The organism is Pantoea sp. CFCC18177 (genome assembly GCF_059412425.1).
In genome coordinates, this window is sequence record NZ_JBNBPL010000025.1 from 1 (window position 1) to 15401 (window position 15401).

The window sequence follows — 15401 nt, forward strand, 5'->3', positions numbered from 1 at the left end:
GTCTCAGTCCAGGGCATAGTGAGTCTCCTCTGCTATACCAATTTATAACTGTTACCCATGTGCCCGGTCTAAAGTGTTACCTATGTGCCCGGTTTGCACCTCAATGCGCACCCTACGATAAATTAAGCGTATTTCACCGTGATGGACGCGCTTGCCAGTGCATGGAAGTGCACATTAAAGCCCACCATGGCACCACTCGCGCCGGCATCTACGTCAATCTTATCGGTATCCATCGCGTGTACGGTAAAGATATAGCGATGTGACTCACCCTGCGGAGGCGCTGCGCCGCCGTAACCGGTTTGACCAAAATCGGTGCGCGTCTGAATCGCGCTTGCTGGCAAGGTGGCGACCCCTGAACCGGCACCTTGCGGCAGTTCCGTCACATCAGCTGGCAGGTTCGCAACCACCCAGTGCCACCAACCTGAACCCGTAGGTGCATCAGGATCGTAACAGGTCACCACAAAACTCTTAGTCCCCTCAGGGGCATCTTCCCAAGCCAGATGAGGTGACAGATTATCCCCTGTGTATCCCATCCCGTTGAAAACGTGTCGCTCTGGCATCTTATCGCCATCATTAAAATCCTGGCTAAATACGCGCATGACCTCTCCTTTTTTCCATTGTGCAGTGCCGTCCATCATGGTGGAAAATCTGCTGCACTTCCAGTCTCCTCACCCTTGGAAATGCGCCTCAACATCCAGCGCCGCACGTACTGCCTGGGTTAGTTGTGAGAGTTCAGCGGCAGAAATCAGATAAGGTGGCATCAGGTAGATCAACTTGCCAAACGGCCGGATCCACACGCCACGTTCAACAAAGAACTGCTGCAGTGCCGCCATATTCACCGGCGCGTGGGTTTCAATGACGCCAATCGCACCCAGCACGCGGGCATCGGCCACGGCGTGATGCTGGCTGAGTGGCAGCAGTTCGCGCTGCAACTGCTGTTCAATTGCCGCTACTTGCGCAGGCCAGTGCCCCTCATTGATCATCGTCAGGCTCTCTACCGCCACCGCACACGCCAGTGGATTGCCCATAAAGGTGGGGCCATGCATAAAGCAGCCTGCGGCACTGTGGCTGATGGTGTCGGCCACTTCGCGGGTAGTGAGTGTGGCGGAAAGCGTCATGGTGCCGCCGGTCAATGCCTTACCCAGGCAGAGAATATCGGGTGCGATCCCGGCATGCTCGCAGGCAAACAGTTTACCGCTGCGACCAAATCCGGTGGCGATCTCATCGGCAATCAGCAGGATGCCGTAGCGATCGCACAGCTCGCGCACCTGCTGCAAATAGCGCGGATGGTAGAAGCGCATCCCGCCAGCACCCTGCACGATGGGTTCAAGGATCACCGCCGCAATCTCGCGATGATGCTTCTCCGCTAACTGAGCGAAATCGGCAAAGTCAGAGGCATCCCACTCCGCATCGAAGCCGCACTGCGGCGCAGCGGCGAACAGGTGTTCCGGCAGATAACCCCGCCACAAGCTGTGCATGGAGTTTTCTGGATCGCACACCGACATCGCGGCAAAAGTGTCGCCGTGATAGCCACGCTTCAACGTGAGGAATTTTTGCCGTGTTTCACCGCGTCCCAGCCAGTACTGCAACGCCATTTTCATCGAGACTTCGACGGCGATCGACCCGGAATCGGCGAGGAACACGCACTCCAGCGCTTCAGGTGTCATGGCGATCAGCTGGCGGCTCAGTTCCACGGCGGCCGGATGGGTAATACCGCCAAACATCACATGCGACATCTGCGCCATCTGCTGCTGTAAAGCCTGATTGAGGCGCGGATGGTTATAGCCATGAATCGCTGCCCACCAGGACGACATCCCGTCGACCAGTTCTCGTCCATTAGCCAGCTGTAGCTGGCAACCGTGCGCGGCGACTACCGGGTAACAGGGCAGCGGATCGCGCATCGAGGTGTACGGATGCCAGATATGCTGGCGGTCAAACTTGAGGTCGTCCTGAGTGAACATCTGTCTTGTAAACCATTTTGAAAAGATTTAGTTTACGAGTATAACCACGTTAATCGTCGGGATGAACCCCTTTTTTCTGGAGTAAGCAATGGCAAACCGCTGGACACTGACACAAGCTCAGGCACTGTTCGATAAACCTTTCCTTGAGCTGATGTTCGAAGCGCAGCAAGTTCACCGTCAGCATTTTGATCCGCGCCAGGTGCAGGTCAGTACACTGCTGTCGATCAAAACCGGTGCCTGTCCGGAAGACTGTAAATACTGCCCGCAGAGTGCACGCTATAAAACCGGGCTGGAGTCCGAGCGTCTGATGGAAGTGGAAGCGGTGCTGGAATCGGCGCGTAAAGCCAAAGCGGCGGGATCAAGCCGTTTCTGTATGGGCGCTGCATGGAAAAACCCTCACGAGCGCGACATGCCGTACCTGGAGCAGATGGTGCAGGGCGTAAAAGCTATGGGTATGGAAACCTGCATGACACTGGGCACGCTGGACAACACCCAGGCTGAGCGCCTGGCCAGTGCGGGTCTCGATTTCTACAACCACAACCTCGACACTTCGCCAGAGTTTTACGGCAGCATCATCACCACGCGCAGCTATCAGGAGCGTCTGGATACGCTGGATAAAGTGCGCGGCGCAGGCATTAAAGTGTGCTCGGGCGGCATTGTCGGCCTGGGTGAAACGGTGAAAGACCGTGCGGGCTTGCTGGTGCAGTTGGCGAATCTACCGACGCCACCAGAGAGTGTGCCGATCAACATGCTGGTCAAGGTCAAAGGCACGCCGCTGGCGGATAACGATGACGTTGAACCTTTTGATTTTATCCGCACCATTGCGGTGGCACGTATCATGATGCCATCGTCGCACGTCCGTCTTTCCGCCGGCCGTGAGCAGATGAGCGAGCAAACTCAGGCGATGTGCTTTATGGCCGGTGCAAACTCCATCTTCTACGGTTGCAAATTGCTGACTACGCCGAACCCGGAAGAAGATAAAGATCTGATCCTGTTCCGCAAACTCGGCCTCAATCCCGAACACACCGCCACCACCGCAGGTGACAATGAGCAGCAATATCAACTGAGTGAACAGTTGGTGCACGCGGATACCGAACAGTTCTACAACGCGGCAGTGTAATGAGCTGGTCAGATCGCATTGAACAGGCGTTGACCGCACGACGTGAAACCGATGGCTGGCGCGTGCGGCGGCGTGTTCAACACAACAGTGTCCGTGAGATCACGCTCGAGGGGCAGCGCTATTGCCACTTCTCCAGCAACGATTATCTGGGCCTGAGCCAGCATCCAGCGGTGATTGCGGCCTGGCAGAAGGGTGCGGCGCAAGCGGGGGCTGGCGCGGGCGCTTCCGGCCACGTCACGGGCTATAGCCAATACCATGCGCAGCTGGAAGAGCAGCTGGCGGAGTGGTTGGGTTACAAACGTGCCTTGCTGTTTATCTCCGGCTTTGCCGCCAATCAGGCGGTGATCCATCTGCTGGCAGAAAAGCAAGATCGCATTCTCGCCGATAAGCTGGCACACGCATCGCTGCTGGATGCGGCCAGCCACAGCCCGGCTACCCTCAGACGTTTTGCCCATAATCAGCCTGAGAGCCTGGCTAAACTGCTGGCAACGCCGTCGGACGGCGGCACGCTGGTGGTGACCGAAGGCATTTTCAGCATGGATGGCGATAGCGCACCGCTAGCCGCTATCGCGCAGGAGACGCAGCGTGGCAACGGCTGGTTGCTGGTGGATGATGCACACGGTATTGGGCTGTGCGGTGAGCAGGGGCGAGGAAGTTGCTGGCAGCAGGGCGTAAAACCCGAGCTGTTAATTGTCACCTTTGGCAAAGGCTTTGGCGTCAGCGGAGCCGCACTGTTATGCGATGAAGCCACGGCGGATTACGTCGAGCAGTTTTCACGCCATTTGATCTACTCCACCGCGATGCCACCGGCACAATGTTGTGCGCTGTTGGCCGCGTTGCAGCAGATCCAACAGGGCGATGCCCTCCGTGAACAGCTAAACAGCCATATTGCTCGCTTCCGTCGCGGTGCGGCCGATCTTCCGTGGCAGCTGATGCCGTCAAACAGTGCGATTCAGCCACTGATTGTGGGCGAAAACAGTGCGGCGTTGGCGTTGTCACAGCGTTTGGCTGCTGCCGGATGCTGGGTGAGCGCGATTCGACCGCCCACGGTGCCGCCGGGCACGGCGCGTTTACGCATCACCCTCACGGCGGCACACCACACTGAAGACATCGATCGTCTACTGGAGGCACTGTATGACGCTGCAGGTTAACAAGCAGGCGGTGGCGCAGGCCTTTGGACGCGCGGCACAGCATTATGAACAACATGCCGAGTTGCAGCGGCAGAGTGGGGATGCCCTGTTGGCGCTGGCACCGGCGGGTTTTGGCCCGCATTTGCTGGACGCGGGGTGTGGCACTGGTTGGTACAGTCGCTACTGGCGCGATCGTGGGCGCACACTCACCGCGCTCGATCTCTCTGCCAGTATGCTGGATGCTGCGCGCACCCAGCACTCTGCACAGCATTATGTGCAAGGGGATATCGATGAATTGCCGCTACCGGATAACAGCGTTGATGGGGTGTGGAGCAATCTGGCGGTGCAGTGGAGCAGCGATCTGCGCCTTGCGCTACAGCAATTCCTGCGCGTCACACGTCCCGGCGGCGCGGTGCTGTTTTCGACCCTGCTTGATGGCTCGCTGCATGAAGTGCATCAGGCGTGGGCACAACTTGATGGCCGTATCCACGCCAATCGCTTTCTCAGCGAAGCGCAATTAACCTCAGCCTGCGCAGGTTTGCCGCTGCACGCTCAGCAGCAGATGATCACGCTGCACTTCCCCACAGCGCTGAGCGCGATGCGCTCGTTGAAAGGTATTGGTGCCACCCATTTGCATGAAGGGCGCGGCACAGGTGTGCTCACGCGTAAGCAGCTGACACAGCTTGAGCAGTGCTGGCCGCAAGATGAGCGCGGCTATCGCCTCAGTTATCACTTGATGTATGGAGTTTTAAGTAAATGACACGCTGGTTTATTACCGGAACGGACACTGAAGTCGGCAAAACGGTGGCCAGTGGCGCACTGTTGCAGGCGGCGAGTGCTGCGGGTTTACGTACCGCAGGCTACAAGCCAGTGGCATCAGGGTGTGACATCACGCCAGCGGGGATCCGCAACAGTGATGCCCTGGCGCTCCAGCGCTACAGCAGCCTGGCACTCAGCTACGAGCAGGTGAACCCGATGGCATTTGTGGAACCGACTTCACCGCACATTGTCAGTGCGGAAGAGGGCAGGCCGATTGAGTTTGCTGCGTTGTCCGCAGGGCTGCGTGCGCTGGAGCAGCAGGCTGAATGGGTGCTGGTGGAGGGGGCCGGCGGTTGGTTTACACCGTTATCGGCAACGCAAACCTATGCCGATTGGGTTGAGGCGGAGCAACTCCCGGTCATCCTGGTGGTGGGGGTGAAACTGGGCTGTATTAACCATGCGATGCTGACAGCAGAAGCGATTAAGGCACGCGGGCTGCGTCTGGCGGGATGGATTGCCAACGATATTCAGCCGCCGGGTAAACGTCATGCGGAGTACATCGCCACACTGCGTCAGCGTATTGATGCGCCGTTCCTGGGCGAGATTCCGTATCTGGACAACGAAACGCAGCAGGCCGAGTGCGGGCAGTATTTGACCCTGCCACTGTAAAAATATCCTTTCCAGGTGCGCATAAATGCGCACCCTACAACGATTTATCATTCACCCGTAGGGTCGCGATTAATGGCGACCACACCAATCGGCGGCCGCTACGTCGACGTTAACCACTTGCTAACAGTGATATCGTCCAGTTGTGCCACGCGGCCCTGTGCCACATTACGACCTCGATGCAGCAGCAGGAAATAGTCCGCTACCCGGCGAATAAACGACACGTGCTGCTCCAGCAGTAATACCGTTAAACCGTATTCGCGATTGAGGCGGCGGATCAGGTTGCCCATCTCCTCTTCCAGCCAAGGCGACATACCTTCAGTGGGTTCATCCAGAATCAGCAGCTTTGGCTGCAACACAAGTGCACGTGCCAGCGCAAGGTGCTGCTGCTGGTCCATCGGTAATTCGCCGCTGCGCTGATGGCGTAATGAATAGAGTGCAGGAAACAGATCGAACACCATTTCTGGAATAGCACGGCTGCGGTCGTCCTGCGCGGCCATCAACGCAATCATCAGGTTATCTTCCACACTCATCTGCGAGAAAATATGGCGCCCCTGCGGCACATAGCCAATGCCCATTCGCGCGCGCTGTTCCGCAGGTTGCAGCAGCAAGTCCTCTGGCGGCGAACCATCTTCCTGCCAGGTCATCGAGCCGCTATTAATCGGTAAGCGCCCCATGATGCAGTTCACTAGCGTGGTTTTGCCCATTCCGGGACTGCCCAGCACACCGGTACAGGTGCCGGGGGGCAGATCGAGATCGACATCCCACAGAATATGGTTGTGACCGTAAAACTGATTCACCGAACGTAAACTCAGCATCTGACATACTCCTTCCAGATTATTTGCCTGAATGCTCCCGCTCTGTGTCGTCTGGCATACAGTCGTGCACGATTGATAGTGGACACTGCTGTTACAGGCCTGCGCAGCAGACCTTATGGACTCGTCACTCCATAGTCAGGTACCTGCAATTCCCAGGCCAGATTAGTGCGACGGGGGCATCTTCATCAGAATCGAGGCAAAACAGCCCTTAAAAGATGAGAGATGCTTAATAATTCCACTCAGTAATAACCTGGCTGCACTTTGAGAGTGCTGAACGCTTAACGTTTCTGGTGCATCTGTTCGTTCATAAGGCAATGACTGAAGAAATAAATGGTCTTAACGCACGGTTTTTACGACAAGAAGGCTTGCTTAAGCTGCAAAAAGAATAGTTAAAGCGGTCTGAGGTGGGGGGAAAATAATCGCAAAAAAAAATATTTCGCACGCCTGGACAAGCCTGGGGAAAATTATACACAGCCGATGGGTTCAGGGCTGGATTCAGTTATCCACCATTCCTGTGGATAACCTTGTGCATTAGCGACTGAAAACCGGGCGCAAGCGAGGAAATACGCGGCCTGCATACATTATGCTGCGAAACTGGACTTTGAGGTCATTGTGAATAAAATCAGCAGGTTATTTAAAAGCAAGCCTGAGATTTTTCTGCCTTGTCATCCGACTGCAATTTAATGGCGCTCTCTTGACAAATGTTAAAAGCGTTACGGCTCTGGGGATAACCTTGCGCAACAATATTTTGCTTTCTGCCGCTTTAATTGCACTGAAGCGAAACAACCCGTTTCCCCGTTATCGTGCAAGATATCTGTAAATATATCCAGTATTTTTTTCTGGCAAATTCGCCATAGCAGAGTAGAATTAGCAGCCTGCCCGCCGACTTCTTCCGCAGGAACCGCAAAACCATGAGTAAAGCCTTTAAACTCAACTCTGCTTTCAAACCTTCAGGTGATCAGCCTGAGGCGATTCGTCGTCTTGAGGAGGGGCTGGAAGATGGGCTCGCGCATCAAACGCTGCTGGGTGTTACGGGGTCGGGTAAAACCTTTACCATTGCCAATGTCATCGCCGATCTCAATCGCCCCACGATGGTGATGGCGCCCAACAAGACACTGGCTGCCCAGTTGTACGGTGAGATGAAAGAGTTCTTCCCGGATAACGCGGTGGAGTTTTTTGTCTCTTACTACGACTACTACCAACCTGAAGCCTATGTGCCAAGCTCCGACACCTTCATTGAGAAGGATGCGGCGGTCAATGAACACATAGAGCAGATGCGTCTTTCCGCCACCAAAGCCATGCTGGAGCGTCGTGACGTGATCGTGGTGGCGTCGGTATCGGCCATCTACGGCTTGGGCGATCCCGATCTCTACCTGAAGATGATGCTGCACTTAACGCGCGGAATGATCATCGATCAGCGCAGCATTTTGCGTCGTCTGGCAGAGCTGCAATATACCCGTAACGATCAGGTCTTCCAGCGCGGTACGTTCCGGGTGCGTGGGGAAGTCATCGACATCTTCCCGGCGGAATCCGACGACATTGGTTTGCGTGTGGAACTGTTTGATGAAGAGGTTGAGCGCTTATCGTTGTTCGATCCGCTCACGGGGCAAGTGGACTCGGTGATCCCGCGCTTTACTATCTACCCTAAAACGCACTACGTCACGCCGCGCGAGCGTATCCTGCAAGCGATGGAAGAGATCAAAGACGAGCTGGTGGTGCGGCGTAAAGTGCTGCTGGAAAACAATAAGCTGCTGGAAGAGCAACGCATTAGCCAGCGCACCCAGTTCGATCTGGAGATGATGAACGAACTGGGGTACTGCTCTGGCATTGAGAACTACTCGCGCTACCTCTCGGGTCGTGGCCCCGGCGAACCGCCTCCGACCTTGTTTGATTATCTTCCGGCCGATGGTTTGCTGGTGGTCGATGAATCGCACGTCACCATCCCGCAGATTGGCGGCATGTATCGTGGCGACCGTGCACGTAAAGAGACGCTGGTGGAGTATGGTTTCCGTCTGCCGTCAGCGCTGGATAACCGTCCCTTACGCTTTGAAGAGTTTGAAGCGCTGGCGCCGCAAACCATCTATGTTTCGGCGACGCCAGGCAACTATGAACTGGAAAAATCGGGCAGTGAAGTGATCGATCAGGTAGTTCGCCCTACCGGGTTGTTGGATCCGATTCTGGAAGTGCGTCCTGTCGCGACCCAAGTGGATGATTTGCTGTCAGAGATCCGCCAGCGCGTGGCGATTAACGAGCGTGTGCTGGTGACGACCCTGACCAAACGCATGGCGGAAGACCTCACGGAATACCTGGTGGAGCACGGTGAGAAGGTGCGCTACCTGCACTCCGATATCGACACCGTAGAGCGTATGGAGATCATTCGTGATTTGCGCTTGGGTGAGTTTGATGTGCTGGTCGGCATCAACTTACTGCGTGAGGGGTTGGATATGCCGGAGGTGTCGCTGGTGGCGATCCTCGATGCGGATAAAGAGGGCTTCCTGCGTTCTGAGCGCTCACTGATTCAGACCATTGGTCGTGCGGCACGTAACATTAACGGTAAGGCGATTCTTTACGCCGATAAGATTACGCCATCGATGGAGCGTGCGATGGGGGAAACCGAACGCCGTCGCGAGAAGCAGCAGCGCTACAACGAAGAGCATGGCATTGTGCCGCAAGGTCTCAACAAGAAAATCACCGATATTCTTGAGTTGGGCAAAAACGTGGTGAAAACGCGTGGCAAAGGTAAGACGGCTTCACGCGTGGCTGCAGAAGAAGAGGCGAACTATCTGGCACTGACACCGCAGGCGATGCAGAAGAAAATTCACGAGCTGGAGGTGCAGATGCAACAGCATGCGCAGAATCTGGAATTCGAAGAGGCTGCCAGCGTGCGCGACCAGTTACACCAGTTACGCGAATTGTTTATCGCGGCGTCCTGATTTCAGCAAGAATCGTTGCGGTCGCCATTAATGGCGACCCTACGCGAAACGCCGTAGTGTGCGCATTCATGCGCACCGAAATCGCCTGAATCGCCTGATTCAGCGCAATGCGCAGTAACTGGCGATTCATGTGCACCTAAAACGCCTGAATCGCCTGCTCCAGCGCAATGCGCAGTAACTGGCGGTCGTGACGGTACTTGATGTCAGCGGCCTCCAGCGGTTCGCGCACAATCAGACGATCCTCTACACCACGAATGTCGGCGGCCGGACTGACCACTACCGCATCAATCACGCGCTTTCCAATCGCCTTCTCCATGATGGCCAGCTTATCGGCCACGGTCAGGCTGGCGGCTGCAGGGCTTAATTCGCGGCCAAGATTGCCAATAAACACCATGGTGGCAGGGGTACGGCGTAATGCGCGAGTCATCTCTTCCATCAACAGAATCGGCATCAGGCTGGTGTAAAAGCTGCCGGGGCCAATCAAAATTAAATCGGCTTCAGCAATCGCATCCAGCGCCTCTTTAGTGGGGATCACGTTCGGGTGCAGCATCAGCTCTTGCGGCGGTTGCTTCATCTCATCGATGGCGGTCTCACCGTACACCATGTTGCCTTCGCAATCCTGCGCCACCAGATCAACCGGCTGCTCCGACATCGGGATCAAGAAGGCATCCACCTTGAGCAGATTACGAATGATGTTGATGGCTTCCAGCGGACGTACGCTGAGGTGATCGAGTGCTTTGAGTATCAGATTGCCAAGATTATGGCCCGCCAACTCGCCATTGCCTGCGAAGCGATACTCGAACATCGCCGATGCCACACTAGGCTCGGTGATCAGTTGATTGATGCAATTACGCATATCACCCCAGGCAATGCCGCCTTCCGAACGACGAATGCGTCCGGTGGATCCGCCATTATCGGTGGTCGTCACGATACCGGTCAGGCGCGAGCCAAGCGGTGCCAGTGCGGACATCACACGGCCAAGGCCATGTCCGCCGCCAAGCGCCACTACGCGATCTAAATCTGCCAGGGTACGATTCATGCTATTCCTTAAAAGCTTGCAACTGCCTGGTGAGGCGCAGTTGAAGTGATGTGTATCAATATCTACCGCGCATTTTAACGTATCCTGCTGCGAAAATGCGGTGAAAAATCGTTATGTATCAATATATATAGCGAAATTCACTCATGGATGCGAGAGGCAAATCGCGCTACCATCCGTATTAACCGTGTTGTCGATAACGACAGCAGACTCCCAAGCCTTGCATGCCTAAGTCGAAAGATAGGGCTGCCTGGCCGTAGCGTAAGCTGCCAGGGTGCAGAAAGAAATGACTGCATCTCCCGTATTTGGAAAGGTGTTCAGGTGCCACAATTTACAGATGCCTATGCGCGCAGCTTTTACTATCTGCGCCTGTCGGTCACGGATGTGTGTAACTTCCGTTGTACCTACTGCTTACCCGACGGCTACAAGCCGAACGGTACGCACAACAAAAGCTTTCTCTCGCTGGACGAGATCCGTCGCGTGACGCGTGCCTTTGCGGCTGCGGGCACCGAAAAAGTGCGCCTGACCGGTGGCGAACCCTCTATGCGTCGCGACTTCACCGATATCATCGCTGCGGTGCGGGAAAATCAGGCGATCCGTCAGATTGCTGTGACCACTAACGGTTATCGCCTCGCGCGGGATGTGCAGGCGTGGCGTAATGCGGGACTCACCCACATTAACGTCAGCGTCGATAGCCTTGATGCGCGCCAGTTCCACGCGATTACCGGCCAGGACAAGTTCGCTGAAGTGATGGCCGGTATCGATGCTGCCTTTGCGGCGGGATTCGAGAAGGTCAAAGTTAACAGCGTGCTGATGCGTGACCTGAACAGCCACAGCCTGGAGACTTTCCTGCACTGGATCCGCACGCGCCCGATCCAACTGCGCTTTATCGAGTTGATGGAGACCGGCGAGGGCGGCGATCTGTTTCGCCGTCACCACATCTCCGGTGAAGTGATCCGCGATCAACTCATCATGCAAGGTTGGCAACGCCAGACGCGCGGGCGCAGTGATGGCCCGGCACAGGTGTTCCGCCATCCTGACTATCAGGGTGAAGTCGGCCTGATCATGCCCTACGAAAAAGATTTCTGTGCCAGCTGTAACCGCTTGCGCGTCTCGGCCATCGGCAACCTGCATTTATGCTTGTTTGGCGATAGCGGCGTGCCCCTGCGTGATCTGCTGGCCTCCGATGCCCAACAAGATGAACTGCAGGCGCGTATCGCGCATAGCCTTGGGCAGAAAAAGCAGACGCACTTCCTGCATCAGGGCAACACGGGCATCACGCAAAATCTCTCCTTCATTGGTGGCTAAACACAGGAGTTACAGCCATGGGTAAACCGACCGGCGAATTTGTCGCCTTGAATGTGGCGCTGATGACCGTCTCAGATAGCCGTGACGCCAGCAACGACACCTCGGGTGATTACCTGCGTGAGGCGTTGACGGAAGCTGGACATCAGGTGGTGGATCGCGCCATCGTGCCGGATAACCGCTATCGCATTCGTGCAACGGTATCGCGCTGGATTGCCAGTGAAGATGTGCAGGTGGTGATCGTCAATGGCGGCACCGGCTTTAACAGCAAAAACAGCACACCAGAAGCACTGTTGCCGCTGTTTGATCGTGAAATCGATGGATTTGGCGAGCTGTTCCGCATGTTCTCCTACGAAGACATTGGCAGTTCCACGCTGCAATCGCGCGCGGTGGCTGGCCTCGCGAACCAGACATTGATTTTCGCCGTACCGGGTTCCACCAACGCGTGTCGCTGCGCATGGGAACGCATCATTGAAGAGCAGTTGGATGCGCGTACGCGTCCCTGTAATTTTGTCTCTCATTTGAAGAAGTTGTAAGCATGTCATTAACGCATATCAATGCCGCAGGCGAAGCCCACATGGTGGATGTCTCAGGCAAAACCGAAACGGTTCGTGAAGCCCAGGCTGAAGCGCTGGTGCTGATGCGTGCCGAAACGCTGCAAATGATCATCGACGGCAGCCACCACAAGGGCGACGTGTTCGCCACGGCGCGTATCGCCGGGATTCAGGCGGCGAAACGCACCTGGGAGCTGATTCCGCTTTGCCATCCGCTGATGTTGAGCAAGGTGGAAGTGACCCTGGTGGCGGAACCCGAACACAGCCGCGTACGTGTGACCTCACGCTGCCGCCTGACCGGGAAAACCGGCGTCGAGATGGAGGCGCTGACGGCCGCCTCGGTTGCCGCCTTGACCATTTACGATATGTGCAAAGCCGTGCAGAAAGATATCGTCATCGACCAACTGCGCTTACTGAGTAAAAGCGGCGGCAAATCCGGCGATTTTCAGGCGGTGGCGCATGATTAAAGTGCTGTTTTTCGCGCAGGTGCGCGAGCTGACCGGAACCAGTACGTTAGAACTGGCACCGGAGTATCAGGACGTGGCTTCGCTGCGTGCGGCGCTGGCCGGAAAAAGCGACCGCTGGGCGCTGGCGCTGGAGTCCGGCAAGTTGCTGGCGGCGGTGAATCAAACTCTGGTGCCGATGAGCCATCCGCTGCGTGCCGGAGATGAAGTGGCCTTCTTCCCGCCGGTGACGGGGGGATGAGCATGGAAACCCGCATTCGCGTTGGCGTCGAACCTTTTGATGTCGGGCAGGAGTATGCACAACTCGCCGCCCATGACAGCGATGGTGCCGTGGTGACCTTCACCGGCAAAGTGCGTAATCACAATCTCGGTGACAGCGTGGCGGCATTAACGCTGGAACACTATCCCGGCATGACAGAAAAAGCGCTGGCGGAAATTGTCGAAGAGGCACGCCAACGCTGGGCATTGCAGCAGGTGACGGTGATCCATCGCGTGGGGGAACTGTTTCCCGGTGATGAAATCGTGTTTGTTGGTGTCAGTAGCGCGCATCGCAGTAGCGCCTTCGCGGCGACAGAATTCATCATGGATTACCTGAAAACCCGCGCCCCCTTCTGGAAGCGGGAAGCCACGCAACAGGGCGAACGCTGGGTCGATGCGCGCGACAGTGACCATCAAGCCGCCGAACGCTGGAAGTAGGGCGTAAAATCCGCCTGCGCCGATAGCCGCAGCCCACTGAAAACGTTAAGGTACGGTTTTTGTTGGCTATCAGGGAACAGGATGAACACCACTAAAATGCTGAAAGGCGCAGCGCTGCTTACCGCGCTGGTGTTGGCGGGATGTAGTAGCAAAAAAGAGCCGCAGGCACCAGCACGTCAGCCTGCCGACGTTAAAAGCCAAATCCAACAGTTGCTGCCCAGTGACGTGAAGCAAAAAAGCGCCTGGGCGGATGACATTTACACTGCCTTTCGTGTGCAGCAGATCGATCCCAGCGTCAGCAATGTCTGTGCGGTGATCGCCGTCGCCGATCAGGAATCCAATTTTAATGCCGATGCGCCAGTGCCGGGTTTGCCGAAAATCGCCTGGGGTGAGATCGATCGCCGTGCCGCGAAAGTGCATGTTCCCGCCTTTTTAGTGCGTACCGCCTTACTGATCAAATCCCCCACCGGCGAAAGCTACGCAGCACGCCTGGACAAAGTGCGCAGTGAGAAAGAGCTGAGTGCCATTTTTGATGATTTCATCGATATGGTGCCGATGGGACAGAAGCTGTTCGGCAATCTGAATCCGATTCATACCGGTGGGCCGATGCAGGTCAGCATTGAATTTGCCGAAGCGCACGCCAAGGGCTATCCGTATCCGATTGACGGCTCCATCCGTCGTGAAGTGTTTACCCGCCGTGGCGGTATCTATTTTGGCACCTTACATCTGCTGGGGTATCCGGCAGATTACAGCCAGCCGCTGTATCGCTTTGCCGATTTCAATGCCGGATGGTATGCCAGCCGCAATGCCGCCTTCCAGGCCGCCGTGGCGCGTGCCAGTGGGATAAAGCTGGCGCTGGATGGCGATTTGATTATGTATGGCAGCGAGCAAGCCGGTTCGACCGAATTAGCGGTGCGCACGCTGAGTAAACAGCTGGATATGAGCAACCGCGAAATCCGCCGCGATCTGGAGAAGGGCGACACCGAAAGCTTCAGCAGCAGCACTTTGTGGAAGCAGACGTTTATTCTGGCTGACAAAATGGCGGGCAAACGTCTGCCGCGCGAGATGCTGCCGGGCATAAAACTGGAGAGCCCAAAAATTACCCGCAACCTGACCACCGCGTGGTTTGCACAGCGCGTCGATGGCCGATATCAACAGTGCTTGACGCGCCGTTGACGCAATGCGGTGTAGACTCCACACTTAGAGCGTTTGTCCAACTTAATGAGGTGCATCATGGACCGATATCCACGTAATGATTCAATCGTGCAGCAGGCATCAACCGGGCTGCAAACCTATATGGCGCAGGTCTATGGCTGGATGACCTGCGGCTTACTGCTGACGGCCTTTGTGTCATGGTTTGCTGCGCGTACGCCTGCCGTTATGGAGCTGGTGTTTGCTAACCGTATCACCTTCTTTGGGCTGATTATTGTGCAGTTGGCAGTGGTGTTTGTGCTGTCAGGCATGGTGCATCGCCTGAGCAGTACGCTCGCGACCGGGCTGTTTATGCTCTATTCCGCGCTGACCGGATTGACGCTGGCGAGTATCTTCCTCGTCTATACCTATTCTTCCATTGCCAGCACTTTCTTTGTGACGGCAGGGATGTTCGGCGCAATGAGCTTCTACGGTTACACCACCAAGCGTGACCTGAGCCGTTTCGGCAGCTTGCTGTTTATGGCGCTGATCGGGATTGTGCTGGCGTCACTGGTGAACTTCTGGCTGAAAAGTCCGGCGCTGATGTGGGCGATTACCTATATCGGTGTGGTGGTGTTTGTCGGTCTGACCGCGTATGACACGCAGAAGCTGAAATCGATTGGCGAGAGCATTAACGTCAATGATAAAGAGAACCTGCGCCGCTACTCGATTATGGGTGCGCTGACGCTGTATCTCGACTTCATCAACCTGTTCCTGATGCTGCTGCGCATTTTCGGTAACCGTCGGTAAATCATTCTCGGTAATTGT

17 protein-coding genes and 1 riboswitch are annotated in these 15401 nt (G+C 56.0%); of the genes, 12 read left to right on the forward strand and 5 right to left on the reverse strand.

Features of this window, described 5'->3' with window-relative positions:
* Nucleotides 1-122 precede the first annotated feature (122 nt).
* Both ACPUC8_RS20625 and bioA read right to left on the reverse strand, forming a co-directional pair.
* Nucleotides 123-599: a kinase inhibitor gene (locus tag ACPUC8_RS20625; protein WP_494927220.1), complete on the reverse strand. Its 477-nt coding sequence runs from the start codon at nt 597-599 to the stop codon at nt 123-125.
* Between the two features lie 69 nt (nt 600-668).
* Entirely contained in the window at nt 669-1961 is a 1293-nt protein-coding gene (bioA, locus tag ACPUC8_RS20630) for an adenosylmethionine--8-amino-7-oxononanoate transaminase (RefSeq protein ID WP_494927221.1), read from the reverse strand.
* Between the two features lie 88 nt (nt 1962-2049).
* Here bioA and bioB point away from each other — a divergent pair, with 88 nt between their 5' ends.
* Genes bioB through bioD form a run of 4 tightly spaced genes read left to right on the forward strand, consistent with a single transcriptional unit; the run spans nt 2050 to nt 5639 of the window.
* Complete coding sequence (gene bioB, locus ACPUC8_RS20635; protein WP_034821141.1) at nt 2050-3081, forward strand: biotin synthase BioB; 1032 nt, start codon at nt 2050-2052, stop codon at nt 3079-3081.
* Nucleotides 3081-4232 (forward strand): 8-amino-7-oxononanoate synthase, encoded by a 1152-nt coding sequence (gene bioF, locus ACPUC8_RS20640; RefSeq protein ID WP_494927222.1) that lies wholly within the window; start codon nt 3081-3083, stop codon nt 4230-4232. Before bioB ends, bioF begins: the two co-directional genes overlap by 1 nt.
* Nucleotides 4216-4971, forward strand: coding sequence for a malonyl-ACP O-methyltransferase BioC (gene bioC / locus ACPUC8_RS20645; protein WP_494927223.1), 756 nt, complete (start codon nt 4216-4218; stop codon nt 4969-4971). The genes bioF and bioC overlap by 17 nt, the downstream gene beginning before the upstream one ends.
* The gene (gene bioD, locus ACPUC8_RS20650) at nt 4968-5639 is read left to right on the forward strand and encodes a dethiobiotin synthase (RefSeq protein WP_494927224.1); all 672 of its coding nucleotides are present in this window, start codon (nt 4968-4970) and stop codon (nt 5637-5639) included. The genes bioC and bioD overlap by 4 nt, the downstream gene beginning before the upstream one ends.
* Nucleotides 5640-5737: 98 nt before the next feature.
* Here bioD and ACPUC8_RS20655 read toward each other — a convergent pair whose 3' ends face one another.
* On the reverse strand, nt 5738-6454 hold the full coding sequence (locus tag ACPUC8_RS20655) for an ABC transporter ATP-binding protein (protein ID WP_283227045.1): 717 nt from the start codon (nt 6452-6454) through the stop codon (nt 5738-5740).
* Nucleotides 6455-7365: 911 nt separating this feature from the next.
* On the opposite strand from ACPUC8_RS20655, the gene uvrB reads away from it, so the two are divergent.
* The gene (gene uvrB, locus ACPUC8_RS20660; RefSeq protein WP_039336610.1) at nt 7366-9387 is read left to right on the forward strand and encodes an excinuclease ABC subunit UvrB; all 2022 of its coding nucleotides are present in this window, start codon (nt 7366-7368) and stop codon (nt 9385-9387) included.
* On the opposite strand, the gene ACPUC8_RS20665 is transcribed toward uvrB, so the two are convergent.
* Both ACPUC8_RS20665 and ACPUC8_RS20670 read right to left on the reverse strand, forming a co-directional pair.
* Nucleotides 9371-9517 carry a hypothetical protein gene (locus tag ACPUC8_RS20665; RefSeq protein WP_156138104.1) on the reverse strand — a complete coding sequence of 49 codons (147 nt, stop codon included), beginning with the start codon at nt 9515-9517 and terminating at the stop codon, nt 9371-9373. The two genes, uvrB and ACPUC8_RS20665, sit on opposite strands and share 17 nt — an antisense overlap.
* Nucleotides 9518-9523: 6 nt before the next feature.
* Nucleotides 9524-10426, reverse strand: a complete 903-nt coding sequence (locus ACPUC8_RS20670; protein WP_039336608.1) for a gluconeogenesis factor YvcK family protein — start codon at nt 10424-10426, stop codon at nt 9524-9526.
* Between the two features lie 195 nt (nt 10427-10621).
* Nucleotides 10622-10755, forward strand: a riboswitch (molybdenum cofactor riboswitch).
* Here ACPUC8_RS20670 and moaA point away from each other — a divergent pair.
* The 7 genes from moaA (at nt 10745) to ACPUC8_RS20705 (ending at nt 15383) form a co-directional block, all read left to right on the forward strand.
* Nucleotides 10745-11731 (forward strand): GTP 3',8-cyclase MoaA, encoded by a 987-nt coding sequence (gene moaA / locus ACPUC8_RS20675; protein WP_494927225.1) that lies wholly within the window; start codon nt 10745-10747, stop codon nt 11729-11731. It overlaps the preceding riboswitch by 11 nt.
* A gap of 17 nt (nt 11732-11748) precedes the next feature.
* A complete protein-coding gene (gene moaB / locus ACPUC8_RS20680) occupies nt 11749-12264 on the forward strand; it encodes a molybdenum cofactor biosynthesis protein B (protein ID WP_494927226.1) in 516 nt (171 codons plus the stop codon).
* Between the two features lie 2 nt (nt 12265-12266).
* Nucleotides 12267-12749: a cyclic pyranopterin monophosphate synthase MoaC gene (gene moaC / locus ACPUC8_RS20685; protein ID WP_039336601.1), complete on the forward strand. Its 483-nt coding sequence runs from the start codon at nt 12267-12269 to the stop codon at nt 12747-12749.
* On the forward strand, nt 12742-12987 hold the full coding sequence (gene moaD, locus ACPUC8_RS20690; protein ID WP_039336599.1) for a molybdopterin synthase sulfur carrier subunit: 246 nt from the start codon (nt 12742-12744) through the stop codon (nt 12985-12987). The genes moaC and moaD overlap by 8 nt, the downstream gene beginning before the upstream one ends.
* A 2-nt stretch (nt 12988-12989) precedes the next feature.
* Nucleotides 12990-13442 (forward strand): molybdopterin synthase catalytic subunit MoaE, encoded by a 453-nt coding sequence (gene moaE, locus ACPUC8_RS20695; RefSeq protein ID WP_494927227.1) that lies wholly within the window; start codon nt 12990-12992, stop codon nt 13440-13442.
* Nucleotides 13443-13523: 81 nt separating this feature from the next.
* A complete protein-coding gene (locus tag ACPUC8_RS20700) occupies nt 13524-14618 on the forward strand; it encodes a DUF1615 domain-containing protein (protein ID WP_058969831.1) in 1095 nt (364 codons plus the stop codon).
* A 57-nt stretch (nt 14619-14675) separates the two neighbouring features.
* Nucleotides 14676-15383, forward strand: coding sequence for a Bax inhibitor-1/YccA family protein (locus tag ACPUC8_RS20705; RefSeq protein WP_039336595.1), 708 nt, complete (start codon nt 14676-14678; stop codon nt 15381-15383).
* Nucleotides 15384-15401: the final 18 nt, after the last annotated feature.